At 72.2% G+C, this 18,949-nt stretch carries 14 protein-coding genes; 4 read left to right on the top strand and 10 right to left on the bottom strand.

Translation table 11 applies throughout. From position 1 onward, the window contains the following. Positions 1–12: 12 nt before the first annotated feature. The 3 genes from ACIA8F_RS17530 to ACIA8F_RS17520 form a co-directional block, all read right to left on the bottom strand. A complete protein-coding gene (locus ACIA8F_RS17530; protein WP_327306640.1) occupies positions 13–597 on the bottom strand; it encodes an isochorismatase family cysteine hydrolase in 585 nt (194 codons plus the stop codon). 331 nt (positions 598–928) lie between these two features. Further along, positions 929–1,471, bottom strand: coding sequence for a GNAT family N-acetyltransferase (locus ACIA8F_RS17525; RefSeq protein WP_399379668.1), 543 nt, complete (start codon positions 1,469–1,471; stop codon positions 929–931). A 224-nt stretch (positions 1,472–1,695) separates the two neighbouring features. Next, positions 1,696–2,499, bottom strand: coding sequence for a hypothetical protein (locus ACIA8F_RS17520; RefSeq protein WP_383940410.1), 804 nt, complete (start codon positions 2,497–2,499; stop codon positions 1,696–1,698). A gap of 308 nt (positions 2,500–2,807) precedes the next feature. On the opposite strand from ACIA8F_RS17520, the gene ACIA8F_RS17515 reads away from it, so the two are divergent. Next, the gene (locus ACIA8F_RS17515; protein ID WP_399379667.1) at positions 2,808–3,776 is read left to right on the top strand and encodes a LuxR C-terminal-related transcriptional regulator; all 969 of its coding nucleotides are present in this window, start codon (positions 2,808–2,810) and stop codon (positions 3,774–3,776) included. Between the two features lie 192 nt (positions 3,777–3,968). Here the strand turns inward: ACIA8F_RS17515 and ACIA8F_RS17510 are convergent, their stop codons facing one another. Continuing rightward, positions 3,969–5,024 (bottom strand): EamA family transporter, encoded by a 1,056-nt coding sequence (locus tag ACIA8F_RS17510; RefSeq protein ID WP_399379665.1) that lies wholly within the window; start codon positions 5,022–5,024, stop codon positions 3,969–3,971. Between the two features lie 107 nt (positions 5,025–5,131). On the opposite strand from ACIA8F_RS17510, the gene ACIA8F_RS17505 reads away from it, so the two are divergent. Together ACIA8F_RS17505 and ACIA8F_RS17500 are read left to right on the top strand one after the other, a co-directional pair. Beyond that, positions 5,132–6,088 (top strand): LysR family transcriptional regulator, encoded by a 957-nt coding sequence (locus ACIA8F_RS17505; RefSeq protein WP_399379663.1) that lies wholly within the window; start codon positions 5,132–5,134, stop codon positions 6,086–6,088. Positions 6,089–6,098: 10 nt separating this feature from the next. Beyond that, positions 6,099–7,985: a glycoside hydrolase family 3 protein gene (locus ACIA8F_RS17500; protein ID WP_399379661.1), complete on the top strand. Its 1,887-nt coding sequence runs from the start codon at positions 6,099–6,101 to the stop codon at positions 7,983–7,985. A 45-nt stretch (positions 7,986–8,030) separates the two neighbouring features. On the opposite strand, the gene ACIA8F_RS17495 is transcribed toward ACIA8F_RS17500, so the two are convergent. From ACIA8F_RS17495 to ACIA8F_RS17485, 3 genes are all read right to left on the bottom strand, one after another. Then, positions 8,031–9,497, bottom strand: coding sequence for a S28 family serine protease (locus tag ACIA8F_RS17495; protein WP_399379660.1), 1,467 nt, complete (start codon positions 9,495–9,497; stop codon positions 8,031–8,033). 84 nt (positions 9,498–9,581) lie between these two features. Then, positions 9,582–9,926 carry a hypothetical protein gene (locus ACIA8F_RS17490; RefSeq protein WP_399379658.1) on the bottom strand — a complete coding sequence of 115 codons (345 nt, stop codon included), beginning with the start codon at positions 9,924–9,926 and terminating at the stop codon, positions 9,582–9,584. A gap of 166 nt (positions 9,927–10,092) precedes the next feature. Beyond that, the gene (locus tag ACIA8F_RS17485) at positions 10,093–11,742 is read right to left on the bottom strand and encodes an aldehyde dehydrogenase family protein (protein WP_399379656.1); all 1,650 of its coding nucleotides are present in this window, start codon (positions 11,740–11,742) and stop codon (positions 10,093–10,095) included. Between the two features lie 99 nt (positions 11,743–11,841). On the opposite strand from ACIA8F_RS17485, the gene ACIA8F_RS17480 reads away from it, so the two are divergent. Next, complete coding sequence (locus tag ACIA8F_RS17480; RefSeq protein WP_399379654.1) at positions 11,842–12,396, top strand: EF-hand domain-containing protein; 555 nt, start codon at positions 11,842–11,844, stop codon at positions 12,394–12,396. Between the two features lie 18 nt (positions 12,397–12,414). Here ACIA8F_RS17480 and ACIA8F_RS17475 read toward each other — a convergent pair whose 3' ends face one another. The 3 genes from ACIA8F_RS17475 to ACIA8F_RS17465 all read right to left on the bottom strand — a co-directional run bounded on the left by ACIA8F_RS17475 (position 12,415) and on the right by ACIA8F_RS17465 (position 18,929). Beyond that, positions 12,415–16,269, bottom strand: coding sequence for an ABC transporter ATP-binding protein (locus tag ACIA8F_RS17475; protein ID WP_399379653.1), 3,855 nt, complete (start codon positions 16,267–16,269; stop codon positions 12,415–12,417). A 139-nt stretch (positions 16,270–16,408) separates the two neighbouring features. Then, positions 16,409–17,098, bottom strand: coding sequence for a hypothetical protein (locus ACIA8F_RS17470; protein ID WP_399379652.1), 690 nt, complete (start codon positions 17,096–17,098; stop codon positions 16,409–16,411). Positions 17,099–17,261: 163 nt separating this feature from the next. After that, entirely contained in the window at positions 17,262–18,929 is a 1,668-nt protein-coding gene (locus ACIA8F_RS17465; RefSeq protein WP_399379651.1) for a thiamine pyrophosphate-binding protein, read from the bottom strand. Between the last annotated feature and the right edge of the window lie 20 nt (positions 18,930–18,949).

Raw genomic sequence — 18,949 nt, 5'->3', positions numbered from 1 at the left:
GGAGGGGCGTGGTCACGGGGTCTTGATGTTCTTGCGGGGCAGCCCGCCCTCGGCGTCGAGGACCTTGATGACCTCGGCGGAGTCGCTCACCGTGGCGCAGTAGCCCTCCAGCCAGTCCAGGGCGCGCTGCTTGTCGTCCAGGCGGGCCGAGACGACGCAGTCGGAGGGGACCCAGATGTTGTAGCCGCGGAAGAAGGCGTCGGCGGCGGTGGTCTGGACGCATATCTGCGTCTGCATGCCGGTGATCAGCACGGTGTCCACGCCGAGGGCCTGGAGGCGCTCGTGCAGGTCGGTCTCGTAGAAGCCCGAGTCCTTGCTCTTCTCCATGACGACGTCCTCGGGGGCCAGGAAGGCCTCGATGATGTCGGCGCCGTGGGTGCCGCGCTGGACCGGGAGGTAGCCGTCGTAGCGCTCGGCGTTCGGGTCGTCCGGGTCGTTGACGAGCTGGAGGTGGAAGATGTGGTGGCCGCGGCTGCGCATCTCGTCGAGGAAGCCGGTGAAGTGGGGGGTCGCGGCCTCGACGGCGGCGACGCGCTCCGGGTTCTTCTCGACCAGTTCGTACTGGAGGTCGTTGGTCAGGACGGCGATCTTGGACATGGCTGTGCCCTTCGGTGGAGTGGTGGGGTCCCGGGGCCCGTCCGGCGCACGGCGAAGTGCGCCCCGGCGGGCGGTGGGTGGGGTGAACGGGTGAGCGGATCGCACCGGCCGGTCGGCCGCGAAGGGCCGTACCGCACGGGCGGATCGGCCCGGGACGGCGTACGGCGTGCTCGGTGCGGGGGCCTGCGCGGCCCTGGGGGCGGCGCGGCGGTAGGGAGGGGCGCGGGTGCGGGTGCGCGGGAGGTGTCTCAGGCGCGGTGCGCGTACGGGGTGCTGCGCCTACGGCCTGCCGGTACGGGGACCGGACCGGGGTGGGAGGGCGGCCCGGGGGTCAGCTCGCGACCGCGACGCGGTCGGATTCGAGCTCGTGCAGCCAGGTGCCGGTGGCCTCGAAGTGGTCCGTGATGTCGGCGAGTCGGGCGTGCATGTAGAAGCCGGTGACGGGGCGGCCGTCGGCGCGGGCGTAGTCGGGCAGCCGGCCGTATTCACGGAAGCCCAGGCGCTGCCAGAGTCCGGCGGGGCCGTCGTCGCGGACTTCGAGGGTGATGACGTCGCAGCCCATCTCGCCGACCTTGCGCAGGGCCTCGGCCCAGCCTTCGAGCAGGAACTGCCCGCGGTAGTCGGGGGCGACGACGCAGCGGCGCATTTCGACGATGTGGCGCCGGGCGGGCAGCGGGGCCCTGGCGAGCGTGACCATGCCGACGATGCGGCCCTCGTCGGTGCGGACGTGGAGGAGGTCGACGGCGCCCTTGCGCAGGTCGGCCTCGAAGGCCCGCATCAGGGGCAGGCCCTTCTCCAGTCCCACGGGTTCGTAGAAGCCGAGGGTCCTCTCCTTGACCGCGACGGCGTCCATCAGCTCGATCATTTCGCGCATGTCCTGTTCGGACAGTTCGCGAGGCCATGAATAATGCATCGTCTTCCTTGGTGAGTAGACGGTGGAGCAGCCGGACCCCGGACATCGCGGCGCTGCCCCCGAGGGGGCGGCACGGCACATCTGGAACGCAATGCCCGGGATCGCCGGACTGCGGGGGTGTCGGCCCTACCGCCCTTCGGCCTCACGGCTCTTCAGGGCGTCGCCGGCAGGTGTGGGCCGGTCGGTCAGACCGAAACGGTGGCCTTCGTCTGCAGGTTGGTCTGTACGGCGGCGGCCGGTGCGGCCTGGGTCAGCAGCGAGGCGTCCGCGCCGGCACCGAGCACGGTGGCCGCGTAGACCTCGACGAAGTAGGACACGAACAGCGAGTTGATCTTGATGAGGTGCCCGACGAAGCGCTCCTCGTCGGCCTCGTCCTTGATGATGCGCATGATCAGGTTCCAGACCATGTCGACGTGGTCGTCGTCGTCGTCCAGGGCCAGGTGGGCGCGGGCGCCCTTGGTCTTGTCGGCGCCGACGTGCTGCTCCATGATGTCGAGCCAGTCGGGCTGGGTCTTGCCTGCGATGTACTCCAGGTAGAACCCGCTGATCATCGCGGCCAGCGGACCTTCCGTGGCCATCGTGTAGTAGAAGTACCCGTTGAGCAGCTCGGTGGCGAAGGTCGGACGGATCGCGTAGATCTCCTCGTCCGTCATGCCGACCTTGTGCAGGTCGCCGGCGAACATGCGGTCGTGGCGGCCCTCTTCCGCGCCGTACAGGCCCCACTCCTTGCAGAGCTGCGGGTCCCGGGTGGCCCAGTAGTTGGCGATGAGCGGGTCGACGGCACGCTTGAGGCCGATCCGGATCATCGTCTCGACGTTGTGCCGCTTGTACAGCTCGAGGTCGAACTTCTCCTTGTCGAGCATCCCGTCGGCGCCCGCGCTGCGCTCGTAGAAGTCCCGCTCGAACTTCAGCAGGAGCTCGTCGACGCGCTTGCGGAACTCAGGGCGCTGCAGGTTGGAGTACGTGTTGTACGACTTACTACGAGGCATCTCATCCCCAGCCGAGATCGTTGACTACCTGACCCGGACCAGTGGCGCCGGCGAGGTTCGCCGCACCACTCGTCGACGGGGCGAGGAAGGCGGTCACGGCGAAAGTTGCCGCAATGGCGATGAGGAAACTCGCTATACGTGGCATGCTTGCCTGCCCCTCAAGATGTCTTGCGGTCCGGATCAGCTTCGGCATCATCCTGTCCGTTCGACGACATCCGGAGCCATCCCTTTCTGGGATCATGTTGCCGCTGGCGAAAACATGACAGGGGGATGAATTGAACTCAATCAGACAAGTCCATCCTTTTGCAGTGCCCCGGCTCACCCACGCCGGGGACCGTCTCTACCGGTTCGTCACCCGAACACCGGGTACAACGTGCGAAACAGCGGCCCCGGCCCTGGACATGAGCGCCGCCGAGGTGCAGGAGGCGGCGGACGCGCTCGACGATCTGGGGCTCCTGAGCAAGTGCCCCGTGACGGGCATCTACACCCCGTACCCCGTCGAGCACGCCCGCATCAAGGTCCTCAATCCGGCGCAGCACAGCCTGAACGAGACCCAGTCCTTCATTGATCAACTGCGCGGCGAGCTGGATGAGTTGACCATGAGCACGGCGGACGTCCGGGACGACACCTCACTGGAGGTCGTGCCGGGCCTCGGCGACGTGCGCAAACTCATCGCCGGGCTCGCGGACGGCAGCCGCACCGAGGTGCTCACCTCCCAGCCCGGCGGCGCCCGGGACGAAGAGGTGCTCTCCGAGAGCCTGGAACGGACCGAACGCCTGCTGGGGCGAGGGGTGCGCATGCGCACGCTCTACCAGCACACGGCCCGGTTCAGCCCGGCCACGGCCTCCTTCGTGGGGCGGGTGACACCGCTCGGCGCGGAAGTGTGCACGCTCGCCGGCGGTTTTCCGCGCTGCATCATCTTCGACAAGGAAGTGGCGATCATCCCGCTCACGGACGGCTCGCACGGGGCCGCGGTATCGAGAAATAGCCACCTTGTCTCGTTCCTGTCGGAGGCCTTCGAGCGGGCCTGGAGCGCGGCCGAGAAATTCACCTCGGAAAATGATCAGTCGGCGCGCGCCGCGATTACCTCCGACATTCAGCAGACCATCGTTTCACTGCTCATTCAGGGCGAATCGGACAACAGAATAGCCCATGTGGTCGGTATTTCTTTGCGCAATTGTCAACGCCACATTGCGAACATCATGAAGAGCATCGGCGCCCGCAATCGGCTCCACGCCGGATACCTGCTGGCCAAGGAGCCCTTCAACGGCGTCTGACCCGCCGGGAGCCGGAGCGGGCGGCGGCTAGGCCGTCTCTTTCGGATCTTGCCGGGCCCGCGACGCCCGGCACCGCGCCCGGCCGCACTGCCGGGGCGACCGCGTACGCCCAGTACGCGAACGCCCCGGCAGCACGCCCGGGCACGGCACCGGACGCCGCGGGCTCGGCCGACAAGATCCGAAAGAGACGGCCTAGCGGCCGCCCGCCGCCGGAAGCGGAACCTCCGCCGGGGAGCCGGACACCGCCGCGGCCGCGGCACCCGACACGGCACCCGATACGGCACCCGACACGGCGCCCGACGCGGCCACCGCCGCGGCCGAGGGTGCGGCCCCCACCGCGTCCTCGGCCGCGGACTCCGGGCCGTCCGACGGCAGCGGCGCCGCGGCCCGGGGCTTCGAGGGGACCAGGGAGGTCACCGCCACCCCGCCCACCAGCAGGACGGCCGCCACCCAGCGCAGCGCGCTCACTTCCTCCCCCAGCACCAGCGCCGCCGAGCTCATCCCGAAGACCGGCACCAGCAGCGAGAACGGGGCCACCGAGGAGGCGGGATAGGTGCGCAGCAGGAACCCCCACGCCCCGAAGCCGAACACCGTGGTGATCCAGGCGAGGTACACGATGACCCCGACCCCGCTCCAGTCGAGCCCGCGCAGCGCCGCGAGGTCCCGCTCGGGGCCCTCGATCAGCAGTGACAGCCCGGCCAGCGGCAGCACCGGCACCACGCTCACCCACACCATGAAGTTCAGCGCGTCGGGCGGGGACGCCTTGCGGGTCAGCACGTTGGACACGCCCCAGCACGCGGCGGCCGCGATCACCATCGTGAAGCCCAGCACCGGCCCGGAGGCGCCCTCGTCGACGGCGGCCACGGCGATCCCCGCGAAGGCCACGGCCATGCCCGCGATCCGCAGCCGGCCCGGCCGCTCCTTGAGCACGACGGCCGCGAACACGGCCGTGAACACCGCCTGCGCCTGGAGGACCAGCGAGGACAGCCCGGCGGGCATCCCGTTGGCCATCCCGGAGAACAGCAGACCGAACTTCGCGATGCCGAGGACCACCCCGACCGCGACGATCCACTTCCACGCCACCTTGGGCCGCCCGACGAAGAACACCGCCGGCAGGGCCGCGACCAGGAAGCGCAGGGCGGACAGCAGCAGCGGCGGGAAGGATCCGAGCCCGAACTCGATGACGACGAAGTTGAAACCCCAGACCGCGGCTACGAGAACCGCTAGGGCGGTGTGAATGGGTCGCATGGTCCGAGCGTCCGCCCCTCAACCATTTAGCACTAGCGCGGATGTCTTCAGGGTCGGATGTAGCGTTGCTTCATCCAGCCGCGACGGCAGGCCCTAGGCTGCCTGGCATGCTCGACCTCTCGCGGCTCCGCGCCCTGCACGCCGTCTCCGTCCACGGCTCGGTCGGCGCGGCCGCGGCCGCCCTCGGGTACACCCCCTCCGCCGTCTCCCAGCAGATCGCCAAGCTGGAACGGGAGACCCGCACCACCCTGCTCGAACGCCACGGCCGCGGTGTCGCCCTCACCGAGGAGGCCAAACTGCTGGCCGCGACGGCCCAGCAGCTGATGGACATCTCGGAGCAGGCCGAGACCGCCCTGGAGGAGTCCCGCGGCCAGCCCGTCGGCCGGCTCCGCGTGGCCGCCTTCGCCTCGGCCGCCCGCGGCCTGCTCCCCGGGGTCCTCGCGGACCTGGCCCACCGTCACCCGGCGCTGGAAGTACGGCTCACGGAGATCAACCCGCACCTGTCGATGGACCTGGTCTCGCGCGGGGTCACCGACCTGGCGGTGACCCACGACTGGGACATCGCCCCGCTGCCCGCCCCCGAGGGCGTGGAGCAGGCCGTGATCGGGGACGACCGCTGCGACCTGGTGGTGCCCGCCGGGCACCCCTTCACCTCCCGCGAGGTCATCCACCGCTCCGACCTGGGCGGGCAGCGCTGGGTGTGCCAGCCACCCGGCCGGGTCTGCCACGACTGGCTCGTACGGACCCTGCGCACGGCCGGGTTCGAGCCCGACCTCACGCACGTCGCGGAGGAGAACCACACCATCGTCGCGCTGGTCGCCGCCGGGCTCGGGGTGGCCGTCGTACCGCGGCTGGGCACCGGGACGCTGCCGCCCGGCGCGGTGGCCGTACCGCTGGAGCCGGGCCCCGTACGCCGGTTGTACGCCCTGTGGCGGACCGGGGCCGCCCGCCGGCCCGCGATCACCGAGGCCGTACGGACCCTGCGCGAACACTGGCCCCGGGTCACCCCCCGTCCGGGGGACTCCGCGAGTGTCCCCCGCCCCGAAGGCCCCGCCCCGCAGTAGCGTCCGGCGCGTGCCGAACCACGCCTCCCGCCGGACCCTGCTCACCGTGGCCGCCGTCGCCGCCGTCACCGCCGCGGGGGCCGCATCCGCCGCGGTGGGCTCCGCCCGGGAGCCGGCCGGCCCGGCCCCCGACGATCCCCGGCCGGGCGACCGCCCGCCGGGGCGTTCCGCCGCCCGTCACCCGTCGGGGGCCGAGCCGCGCGAGACGATGGAGCGGATGGGCCTGGCCGAGCTGGTCGGGCAGCTCTTCGTGTCGCGGGTGTACGGGCACGCGGCGACCGAACCCGACGCCGAGGACGCCGCGCTGAACCAGCAGGCGTTCGGGGTGCGCACCCCCGCCGAGCTGGTCGCCCGCTACCACCTCGGCGGGATCGTCTACTTCGGCTGGGCGCACAACACCCGCTCCCCGCGCCAGATCGCCGAACTGTCGGCCGGGCTCCAGCGGGCGGCCACGGCCCCCGTGAACGGGGTCGCGGGCGTTCCGCTGCTGCTCTCCGTCGACCAGGAGCACGGCGCCGTCGCCCGCGTGGGCCGCCCCGCGACCCTGCTCCCGGGGGCCATGGCGCTGGGGGCTCTGGCCCTGGGGAGCGGCGGTTCCACCGCCGAGGCCCGCCGGGCCGCGCGCCTCGCGGGCACCGAGCTGGCCGCCATGGGCATCCGGCACAACTACGCCCCGGTGGCCGACGTGAACGTCGATCCCGCCAACCCGGTCATCGGCGTACGGTCCTTCGGCGCCGACCCGCAGGCGGTGGCGGCCCTGGTCGCGGCCCAGATCCGCGGCTACCAGGGCGCCGGGGTGGCCGCCACGGCGAAGCACTTCCCGGGACACGGGGACACCGGCACGGACAGCCACGTGGGGCTGCCGCTGATGACCCACACCCGCGAGCAGTGGGAGGAACTCGACGAGCCGCCCTTCCGGGCTGCCGTTGAGGCGGGCGTGGACGTGGTGATGACCGCCCACATCGTCTTCCCCGCGCTCGACCCCTCGGGCGATCCGGCGACCCTGTCGCGGCCGATCGTCACCGGGATCCTGCGCGAACGCCTGGGTTTCCGCGGGGTGGTGGTGACCGACGCCCTCGACATGGCCGGGGTCCGCCAGAAGTACGGGGACGACCGGGTCCCGGTGCTGGCCCTGAAGGCGGGCTGCGACCAGCTGCTGAACCCGCCGGACCTGGGGCTGGCCGTCCGCAGCGTGCTGGCGGCCGTGGAGTCGGGCGAGCTGACGCGGGCCCGGATCGAGGAGTCGGTGCTGCGGATCCTGGAACTGAAGGCCCGCCGGGGCCTGTTCGACGCGGCGGCGCGGGACGCGAGCACGGATCCGGCCCGGGCGATGGACGCGGTGGACGCGACGGTCGGCACCCCCGCCCACCTGGCGGCCGCCGGGCAGATCGCGGACCGTACGACGACCCTGCTGGCCAATCCGGCGGGGCTGCTGCCGCTGGATCCGGCGGACCGGCCGCTGCTCCTGGTCACCGGCACCGACCCGGTCTCCCCCACGGGTACGACGGGACCCCCCACCGCGGTACTGGCCCGGGAGCTGTCCGCGCTGGGCTGCCGGGCGACGGCCCTGCCGCCGGGCCGTGCCGTGGCGGCCGCCCCCGGCAACGCGGCCGTGCTCGTGTGCACGTACAACGTCCCCGAGGGCGGGAGTCCGCAGCGCGAGCTGGTCGCCGGCCTGCTGGCCACCGGGGTGCCGGTGGTCCTGGTGGCGATCCGCAATCCCTACGATCCGGCCCGGCTGCCGGCCTGCGCGGCCGAACTGGCCACGTACACCTGGTCGGACGCGGAGATGCGGGCGGCGGCCCGGGTGCTCACCGGGACGGTACGGCCCACCGGGCGGCTGCCCGTCCCGGTGCCGGGCCGCTACCCGCTGGGCCACGGGCTGGCGTACGGGTAGCCCCCGCAGCCCTCCCGCGGCCCGCTGCCGGGTCCTCCCGCGGGGCTACGGGCGCAGCATCGGCTCGCGCTCGATGTCGCGCTGGTCGAGCTGCGCGTCCGGCTTCGCCAGCGGCGCGGCCTTCGCGGCGCCGGGCGCGGCGGCCGGGGCCACTCCGGCCCAGGCGAGGATCTTCTCGGTGGCCAGCGCCTTCTCGGCGTCCATGAGCTTGGAGACGCTGGCTCCGTGGTTGGCACCCGGGGCGATCATCACGTAGCTGTCGCGGGCTCCGTAGCCGAGGTGGAAGGGTTCGGCGCCCCACGGGTCGTTCTGCCCGTAGACGAAGAGCATCTGGTTCGCGTTGTGCTTGACCCAGGTGTCCACGTCCCGCATCGCCGCCGGCTGGAAGGTCATCGGGATGTCGCGGGGCACGAAGTTGCGCGGCGGCTGGTAGCCGTAGCGGCTCAGGTTGCCCAGGTGGGGCTGCTTGATGTCGGGGGAACCGAGCTGGGTGCCCGCCTGGTAGTAGTACGGGGTGTACGTCTCCAGGCCCTGGTCGGCGTAGGCCGAGAAGCCGGAGATCGTGTCGATGGTGTCCCAGATCTCCTGGTCGGTGGCGGTGGCCGCGGCCGGGATGGTGGCGCAGTCGGCGAGCAGGCTGTACTGCCAGAAGGCCCACACGTAGTCGAGCACGACGGCCTCGTAGGCCTTGTCGAGGTTGCCGACGGTGGTGAAGGTCCAGCCGTTCTCGGCGGCGGCGGCCGCGTACTTGGCCTCCAGCGGGTCGCGGCGCACGAGCGCCTCGCGCTGCACCGCGTTCAGCTTGTCGCGGCACTCCTTGGTGCCGACCTTGGCGAAGAACCGGTCGTAGGCCGAGTCCTCCTTGTTCACCACGTCGTTGGGGGCGACGTACGCGACGACGCCGTCCATGTCGCGCGGGTAGAAGCGCTCGAAGTAGGTGGCGGTCATGCCGCCCTTGCTGCCGCCCGTGGCGAGCCAGTTCTTCTTGTAGACCCGCTTCAGGGCGGTGAAGACGCGGTGCTGGTCACTGGCGGCCTGCCAGATGTCCAGGTTCGACCAGTTGGCCGGGTCGGGGCGGGACGGGGTGAAGAATCGGTACTCCAGCGACACCTGGTTGCCGTCGACTATGGTCGTCGGCTCGCTGCGGCGCGGGCTGGTGTTCACGTTGTAGCCGGAGGTGAAGAACACCGTGGGGCGCGTGACGTCCTTGTGCAGCAGGGTCAGGCGCTGCTTGAAGGTGCCCTTCCACGGCGCGCGGTGGTCGACCGGCTGCTCGTAGTTCAGTACGAAGAAGCGGTATCCGGGGTACGGCTTCTCCTCGATCAGGCTCATCCCGGGGATCGCGAGGATCCGGTCCTTGATGTCTTCCGTGGCGGCCTTGGCATCCGTGGCGGTGGCATCCGTGACGGCGGACGGTTCCGCGGCGGTGGCCGCTTGCGCCGTGGTGCCGGCCGCGCCCACGGTGCCGATCAGCACCGCGAGCGACAGCAGCCATCCGAGCTTCTTGCGCATTCACACTCCCCATGAGTTCACATCGGTCGCCGTGAACCTAGCCGGGGGAACACGCGGCTGAACAGACCTAGTTGGGCCGCACCGTCAGCAAAGGATCCAGCCGGAATCGACGGATCCGCCGCCCACGCTCCCCTTTACATACACGCAGCGATGGATCGCATGGGCGGTGACGGGTCCGGCATAACGGGTGAATTGCCCCGCATCGCGTACCGGGAAGCCACCGCGCGGCTGGATGCTCACCGACATCGCCCGCCGCTGTCCGGGCTCCCGGGCGACCGCCACCGCGCAGGCCCGGTCGCGGGTCTTGTAGACGCGCACCTCCCCCGTGGAGAACGACAGCGTCCGCACCAGGCTCCCGGCGCACCCGCCGGTCGCCGCCTCGGCCGGCTGCGCGGCCAGCAGTCCGGCCGCGGCCAGCCACAGCGTCATGGTGATCACCCCCGCGCAGGCGGCCCCTCGCCCGCGCGGGTTCCGCGGGCCTCGCGGGTCCCGCGGGTTTCGCTCCTTCAACACCCTGTCCCCATCCGTCGTACGTACAACGTGCGTACGTTCGTACGACGCCGGACCGTCCCGAATGGTTGCCCGGAACAAGAACTCAGCCCGTACCGCCCGCCGGGCCCTCCGTACCCGCCGAACCCTCCGAACCCGCCGGGCCCGTCCCGCAGGCCGCCGCGTGGTCGAAGACCGCCTCCCGCGGCCGGACCAGGGTGGCGACGGCGATCGACTGGAGGTGGGTGGTGCGCACGGCGGGCAGGTTGGCCTCGCCGAAGATCCCGCCCGTGGCCCCCGTACCGCCGTTGTACGGGACCGCGGGCAGGCAGCCGATGTGCGAGTCGTTGACCTTCAGCATGCCGCCGTTGACCACCTCCTCGCAGAACCGCCCGACGACCTGCTCGTCCTGGGCCCACAGGGAGTTGCGCAGGCCGTAGCGGTTGGCGTTGAGGAAGCCGATGGCCTCCTCCAGCCGGAAGGGCTCCTCGGGCACGACCACGCACAGCAGCGGGAAGAAGGTCTCCTCGCGGAAGGCCCGCAGCCGGGCGGCCGCGGCCAGCCCGTCCACCCGGACGACGGCCGGGCGGATGAAGGGGCCGGCCGCCGAGGGCTCGTCGTCCACGTCGACGAACTCCCCGCCGCACAGCAGCTCCCCGCCGGCCGCCAGCACCTCGCCGAGGAACTCGGTGAACTCCGCCCGCTTGACCACCGGGCTCAGGACCGTGCGCGGATCCTCCGGCGGTCCGGGCCGGATCTCCCGCACCTGCTCCGTCAGCTCCTTCAGCAGCCGGTCGGCCACCTGCGGGTGGACGATGGCGAACTTCGGGGTCATGCAGATCTGCCCGGAGCCGTAGTACCGCTCGCACAGGGCCCGCGCGGCCAGGTCGGTCTCGGCGTCGTGCCACACCAGCACCCCGTCGTTGCCGGACAGTTCGAGCACGGGCTTCTTCCCCGCGGCCACGCACTCCCGCTCCAGCTTGAGGCCCTGCTCGGAGCCGCCGAAGAAGACGAGGTCGTCGCAGTCGGGGCTGTCCAGCCACTGGCGCACCACGGCGCGGGCGTGCGTGCAGAGCACGTTCAGGGTGCCGGGCGGGGCGCCGAGCCGCTCCAGGAGGGGGGCCACGATCTCCCGGTAGACGAAGCCGACGCCCAGCGGCGCGGTGGGCGGGGCGTTGACGACCAGGCTGTTGCCCGCGGCGAGGGCCAGCGCCCCGTAGAAGGAGTTGGAGGTCGGGGCGTTGCGCGGCGGGCTCAGGCACACCACCCCGTCGGGCTTGCGCACCATGCGGGTGCGCCGGCCGGCGCAGGTGCGCTCGGGCTCACGCAGCCGGGCGGCGAAGTCGGCGACGGAGTCGGGGTGGAAGGAGGCGGTGACGGAGTCCAGCTCCCAGGCGGCCAGCCGCAGGGGGTGGCCCTCGGCGACCAGCAGCCCGGTCAGCTCCTCGCGCCGCGTGACGACGGCCCGGTGGATGCCGTGCAGCAGCTCCATCCGGTCCGCGAGCGGGACCGCGGCCCATCCCGGCTGGGCGGCGCGGGCGGCGGCCAGGGCGCGCAGGCCCTGCTCGGGCGCGGACATGGCGACGCGGCCGGCCAGCAGCCGGTCGTCGTACGGCAGGTCCTCGCCGCGCTCCAGCCGGGCCTTGAGCCCGAGCACCGCGAAGGGCTCGCGCAGGAGTTGACCCACCCGCGGCCAGTAGACCCACCGGATGCCCTGTTCCTCGGCGCCGTTGACCCATACCTCGTAAGAGTGCATCCACAACTTCCTAGCGGGATAACGGGAGTTCGTGATCACGCAGGAGATTACGCTAGGTGATCACAGAACCCCGCACCGTAGCCGTGGAAGGCACTTGAAATGACGAACGACCTGCTCGACCGCAAGCTGGACCGCGCCTTCGCCCACCTGGACTCCAACGGGGACCAGGTGATCGACGAGAAGGACATCATCGACCTCGGTTCCCGCCTGCTGTCGGCCCTCAGCGAGCCGGCGACCTCCCCCAAGGGGACCGCGGTGATGGGCGGGCTGGTCGACTTCTGGCAGGACCTGTTCACCGAGCTGGACGTGGACCGGGACGGCAAGGTCACGACCGAGGAGTACAAGACGGGCATGACCCGCCTGTACGCGCAGGGCGGGCCCGCCTACGACCGCTCCTTCCGCCCGATGGTGCGGGCGATCCTGACGATCGTCGACACCGACGGCGACGGGCGGATCAGCCCGGAGGAGTTCCACGCGGCCCAGCTCGCCTTCGACACCGAGCTGAACCGCGAGGACACGGACGCGCTGTTCGCCCGGATCGACGCGGACCACGACGGATTCCTCTCCGTGGACGAACTCCTCGACGCGGTGCGGGAGTACTACACCGGCACCGAGGAGGACGCCCCCGGGAACCTGCTCTTCGGAGAGCTCTAGCCGCTGCCCGCGGCCCCGCTACGCCGCCGCCGGCTCCTCCTCGCCCGCGAAGGTGCGCCACAGCTCGGCGTACCGGCCGCCGCGGGCCAGCAGTTCGGCGTGGGTGCCGTCCTCCGCGACCCGGCCGCGGTCCATGACCACGACCCGGTCGGCGCGCGCGGCGGTGGTCAGCCGGTGCGCCACGACCAGGGTGGTGCGCTTGCCCGCGAGCCGGTCGGTGGCCTGGTTGACCAGGGCCTCGGTGGCCAGGTCCAGGGCGGCGGTGGCCTCGTCGAGGAGCAGCACGTCGGGGTCGACGAGCTCGGCGCGGGCCAGCGCGATCAGCTGGCGCTGGCCGGCCGAGAGGTTGCGGCCACGCTCGGTGACGGTGTGCAGGTAGCCGCCGTCCAGGGTGGCGATCATGGCATGGGCGCCGACCGCGCGGGCGGCGGCCTCCACCTCGGAGTCGCTCGCCTCGGGGCGCCCGTAGGCGATGGCGTCGCGGACCGTCCCGGGGAAGAGGTACGGCTCCTGGGGGACGACGCCGAGGCGGTGGCGGTAGCCCGTCAGGTCCAGCTCGCGCAGGTCCACCCCGTCGGCGGTGACCCGGCCGGAGGTCGGATCGTAGAACCGGGCCACCATCTTGACCAGCGTGGACTTGCCGGCTCCGGTCTCGCCGACGAAGGCGACGGTCTGTCCGGCGGGGATGCGCAGGCTGACCCCGGCGAGGGCCGGCGCCTTCTCCCCGCGCTCCTCGGCCGTGCCGTACGAGAAGTCGACGTCTTCGAAGGCGATCTCGCCGCGCAGTTCGGGGACCGGGCGGGGGTCGGCGGGGCGGGGGGTGCTGGTGGGCTCGCGCAGCAGGCCCTGGATCCGGCCGAGGGAGACGGTGGCCTGCTGGTAGCCGTCGAAGACCTGCGAGAGCTGCTGGACCGGGGCGAAGAACAGGTCGATGTAGAGCAGGTAGGCGACCAGCGCGCCCGTGGTGAGGGTGCCCGCCTCCACCCGGCCCGCGCCGACGATCAGCACGGCGGCGGCCGCCCCGGAGGACAGCAGCTGGACGAAGGGGAAGTAGACGGAGATCAGCCACTGGCCGCGGACCCGGGCCTGGCGGTACGAGTCGCTGCGCTCGGCGAACCGGACGGCGCCGGCCCGCTGGCGGCGGAAGGCCTGGACGATGCGCAGTCCGGCCACGGACTCCTGGAGGTCGGCGTTGACCAGTCCGACCCGGTCGCGGGCGAGCTCGTAGGCGGCCACGGACTTCCGGCGGAAGAAGACGGTGCCGACGATCAGCAGGGGCAGGGTCGCGAAGACGATCAGCGCCAGCTCCACGTCCAGGACGAGCAGGGCGACCAGGATGCCGAGGAAGGTGAGGACGGAGACGACGGCGGTGACGAGCCCGGTCTGCAGGAAGCTGGACAGGGCGTCCACGTCGGTGGTCATCCGGGTCATGATCTTGCCGGTCAGCTCGCGCTCGTAGTAGTCGAGGCCGAGGCGCTGGAGCTGGGCGAAGATCTTGACGCGCAGGGCGTAGAGCACGCGCTCGCCGGTGCGCCCGGTCATCCGGGTCTCGGCGAACTGCGCGGTCCACTGGGCCAGGACCACGCCGAGGGCGAGGAGGGACGCCGCCCAGACCGCGCCGAGGGCGGCGGCTTCGACGCCCTTGTCGATGCCGTGCCGGATCAGGATCGGCAGGAGCAGTCCGGAGCCGGCGTCGAGGGCGACGAGGCCGAGGGATATCGCGAGCGGGGCCCAGAAGCCGCGCAGCAGGCGGCCCAGGTTGTAGCTGTCCTCGGCTGACGCGGCGCGGGTCTCGTCCACGTCGGGGGTGTCGTCGGCGGGCGGCAGCGCGGCTACCTGCGCGAGCAGCTCGGGGGTGGCGGACATGCCCGCGGGGGCGGTGGTCTTCTCGTCCGCCTCCTCTTGGCGCTGCCAGAGCTCGGGGGTGATCCCGCCGGCCACCCGGCGCTTGGCGTTGACGGGCTCGGAGTCGATCTCGGCTTCGAGCTCGATGTCCCGTTCGAGATCCCGCTCGAACTCCTCCATCGGCGCCGCCTCGCGGGTCCGCGGGGAGCCCGCGCCCAGCGCGTCCGGGTCGGTGAGCAGCCGCCGGTACAGGGCGGAGCGGCGCTCCAGCTCCTCGTGCGTACCGACGTCGGAGAGCCGCCCGTCGTCCAGTACGGCGATCCGGTCGGCGAGGGCGAGCGTGGAGCGGCGGTGGGCGATGAGCAGGGTGGTGCGGCCGGCCATGACGGCGCGCAGCGCCTCGTGGATCTCGTGCTCGACGCGGGCGTCGACGGCGGAGGTGGCGTCGTCGAGGAGCAGCAGGCGGGGGTCGGTGAGGATGGCGCGGGCGAGCGCGATGCGCTGGCGCTGGCCGCCGGAGAGGGTCAGGCCCTGCTCGCCGACCGTGGTGTCGTATCCGGCGGGGAGCGCCTCGATGAACCCTTCGGCCTGGGCGGCGCGGGCGGCCGCCCGGATCTGGTCCTCGGTGGCGCCGGGGTGACCGTAGGCGATGTTGGCGCGGATGGTGTCGGAGAAGAGGAAGGAGTCCTCGGGCACGAGCCCGATGGCGTCGCGCAGGGAGTCGTAGGTCAGCTCGCGCACGTCGTGGCCGCCGACGCGGACGGCGCCGCGGTCGGCGTCGTAGAAGCGCGGCAGGAGCAGCGACACGGTGGACTTTCCGCTGCCCGAGGACCCGACGAGGGCGACGGTCTCCCCCTCGGCGATCGACAGGGTGAACCCGTCGAGCACGGGCCGCTCGGGGTCGTACCCGAAGCGCACGTCGTCGAACTCGACGGTGGCGGGCGCGTCCGCGGGAAGCTCCTCGGTGCCTTCCCGGATCACCGGCTCGGTGTCGATGAGTTCGAAGACCCGCTCGACGCCGGCGCGGGCCTGCTGGCCGACGGTGAGCACCATGGCGAGCATCCGGACGGGGCCGACGAGCTGGGCGAGGTAGGTGGAGAAGGCGACGAAGGTGCCGAGGGTGACCTGCCCCCTGGTGGCCATCCAGCCGCCGAGGGCCAGCATGGCGACCTGGCCGAGGGCCGGTACGGCCTGCAGGGCGGGGGTGTAGCGGGAGTTCAGCCGGATCCCGCGCAGCCGCCCGGCGAACAGCCGGCGGCCGGCCTCGCGGAGCTTGCCGGTCTCCTGCTCCTCCTGGCCGAAGCCCTTGACGACGCGGACGCCGGTGACGGCCCCGTCGACGACGGTGGCGACGGCGGCGGCCTGGCTCTGGGCGTACCAGGTGGCGGGGAAGAGCTTCTTGCGGCTGCGCTTGGCGATGAACCAGAGGGCGGGGGCCATGAGCAGCGCGACCACGGTCAGCAGCGGCGAGAGCCACAGCATGATGCCGAGGGATATCCCGAAGAGCAGGAAGTTGCCGATGGTCATGGGCAGCATGAAGAGCAGCCCTTGGATCAGCTGGAGGTCGGTGGTGGCCCGCCCCACGACCTGCCCGGTGGACAGCTCGTCCTGGCGGCGGCCGTCGAGCCGGGCGATCGTGTCGTACATGTCGGTGCGCAGGTCGTGCTGCACGTCGAGGGCGAGCCGGCCGCCGTAGTACCTGCGGATGTAGGTCAGCACGTACACGAGGACGGCGGCGCCTATGAGCATCAGGGCCCAGGGGGTCATGGGCTTGCTCTGGTCGCCTATGACGTCGTCCAGGATCACCTTGGTGACGAGCGGCACGAGCGCCATGACGGCCATGCCGCCGAGCGAGGACCCGAGGGCCAGCAGCACGTTGGCCTTGTACCGCCAGGTGTAGGCGGCGAGCCGCCTGCCCCACCCCTGTGTGCTTCCAGCCGCCGTTTCCGCCGTCCCCGTAGCCACGTACTGCCTCCCCGTTCGTCCTGCCCTGCCGCAAGCGCCAACGCTCCGACCGGCGGATTTCATCCCGCCGCAACAATTCGAACTGGGTTGCGCGGGTTCCGCGCGCGGTGCTGGGCCTACGGGGGCGTACGGGTTCCGGGGGGCGTCCGAGTCGTACGTCCGTGCGCAGGCGGGCCGGGACCCGCCTGCGCCGGGGCCGGGGTCAGGACTTGCGCGACGGCGAGGGCGAGGGCGTCGGCAACGGCAGCACCTTCACCGCGGGCGGCCGCTCCAGCGGCTTGTTCGTGCAGCCGAGGGCCTGGGTGACGCGGCGGGCCATGAGATAGGTGAACGCGGTCTGCCGGTCCCGGTCCGCCTGGGTCATGTTCGCCCGCGGGGCGCGGATCCCGAAGGAGCCCTCCACCGACAGCAGGGGCATGTCGGCCGGGCTGCTGAGGTCGCCCGGCAGGTCGCAGCGCACGCGCAGCAGCGAGGTGGTGTCGTCGGTCATGCCGGTCGCCCCGTTCGCCTCGAAGGGCAGGCTGCCCTCCGGGATGCGCTCCCGGGGGTCCACCGGCTGCCAGCGGACCTGCAGCTGCACGCGGCCGGCGTCCTTGCCCTGTTCGGGGACGTAGCCGCACATGAGCCAGGGCGAGGTCGCACCGACGTTCACCACGGTCCGCAGGTCCGCCTTGAGCATGTCCACCAGGTGCGCGGTGGTGCTGTTGACCCGGGTGTCGAAGTCCGGGGACCGGGTGATCTCCCGCAGGAGATCCCGCTCCTTCGACGGATCGGCGAGGGTGCAGGGGTGAGCGGCGCTGGGCTCGGGCCGGGATTCCGCCGCGGAACACCCGGCCGCCGCCACCACGCAGACGAGGGCGAGCACGGACCGCTTGGCCATGGAATAGGTCAACGTCGTCCTTCTGTCCTTGGTCGCCCGGTCCGCGTCCGGCCGGGACGGGTGGAGCGGGTGTTTGCCGTGAGCCACCGTCAGCTGGTCGTTTCCGGTGAAGGTGAAGAGGTTCGACGCCCAACCTAACCCCGGCCGCCGCCGGCCCCGGACACGGGTGGGGGCCTCAGACGTGGGTGGGGGCGAACATCTTCGGCTCGGCCGCAAGCACCAGGACCGAAGGGCCCGGGGTCTTCAGGGCCTTCGCCAGGTCCTCGCGCAGGGATTCCGGGGTGGTCGCGGCCGCCGGGACGTCGAAGGCGGCCGCCAGGGCCACGAAGTCGGGGCGGGTCAGGGCCGTGCCCGTCTCGCAGCCGTACGCGCGCAGGATGCCGTAGCCGCCGTCGTCCACGATCAGCCAGGTGACGTCCAGGTCGTGCTGGCGGGCGGTGGCCAGGTCGGCGATCGAGTACATCGCGCCGCCGTCGCCGGAGACCGCGAGCACCGGGGTGCCCGGCTCGGCCACGGCCGCGCCGAGGGCCGCCGGGAAGGCGTAGCCGAGGCCGCCCGCGCCCTGCGCCGAGTGCATGGTGTTGGGGTGCTTGGGGTCGAAGGCCGACCAGGCCCAGTAGGACAGGATCGTCATGTCCCAGAAGGACGGGGAGCGCGGGGGCAGGGCCCGGCGGATCGAGGCCAGGAGCTCCTGCTCCAGGGTCAGGTCCTGGGAGGCCAGCCGGGCCGCGATGTCGGCGAGGAGCAGCCGGACCCGCTCGGGGGCCTGCGGGTCGGGGCGCTCGGCGACCGTTTCGAGGAGGGCCTGGAGGGCGAGACGGGCGTCCGCGTGGATGCCGAGGCCCGCGTGGTTGGACTCCAGCTTGCCGAGGTCCGCCTCGATCTGGACGACCCGGCCCTCCGGGAAGAACGTGTGGTAGTTCGAGGACAGTTCGCCCAGGCCCGAGCCGACCACCAGCAGGACGTCGGCGTCCTCCAGGAAGTCCGTCATGTGGCGGTCCTCCAGCCAGGACTGCAGGGAGAGCGGGTGGGTCCAGGGGAAGGCCCCCTTGCCGCCGAAGGTGGTGACGACGGGGGCGTTCAGGCGTTCCGCGAGCTGCTTCAGCTTGCCCGCCGCGTCCGAGCGGACCACCCCGCCGCCCGCGATGATCACCGGGCGTTCGGCGTGCTCCAGCCAGTGCGCGGCCAGCGCGGTCAGCTCGGGGCGCGGGGCCAGTTCGTGCGGGGTCGCGTCCATGCCCGTGACCTGCGGGATCACGGTGTCCGCGCGCAGCACGTCCTCGGGGATCTCCACCCACACCGGCCCGTGCGGGGCGGTCAGCGCCGATTCCCAGGCCTCGGCGATCACGGACGGGATCTGGGAGGGGGTCCGGGCGGTGTGTACGGACTTGACCACGTCCCGGAAGGAGGCCGACTGGTCGCGCAGCTCGTGCAGGTGGCCGCGCCGGCCGCCGCCCAGGCCAGGGGTGGGGACCTGCGAGGAGATCGCCAGGACGGGCGCGGACGCGGCCGCCGCCTCGGCGAGGGCGGGGAGCGCCATGAGCGCACCCGGCCCCGTGGACAGCAGGAGCGGGGCCGCCTCGCCGGTCATCCGGCCGTACGCGTCGGCGGCGAACCCGGCGTTGTTCTCCGTACGCAGGCCCACGAGGCGCAGGTCCGAGCGGCCGACCGCGTCGAACAGGCCCAGCGCGTGCTGGCCGGGCAGCCCGAAGACGGTGGTCGCGCCGAGCGAGCGGAGCGTCTCCACGACCAGGTCCCCGCCCGTGCGCCCCGGCGGTGGCGCGAGCGCGGCCGCCTTCTGGGCTTCGGTGGGACGGAGTACCAGGTCGTGGTCGTGCGTCACGTGCGCTTGCTCGCCCTTCG

The sequence above is a fragment of the Streptomyces sp. NPDC051563 genome (assembly GCF_044454225.1).
Taxonomy (GTDB): Bacteria; Actinomycetota; Actinomycetes; order Streptomycetales; family Streptomycetaceae; genus Streptomyces.
Note: the sequence above shows the minus strand (reverse complement) of the source record. Positions and strands in the feature narration are given on the sequence as shown.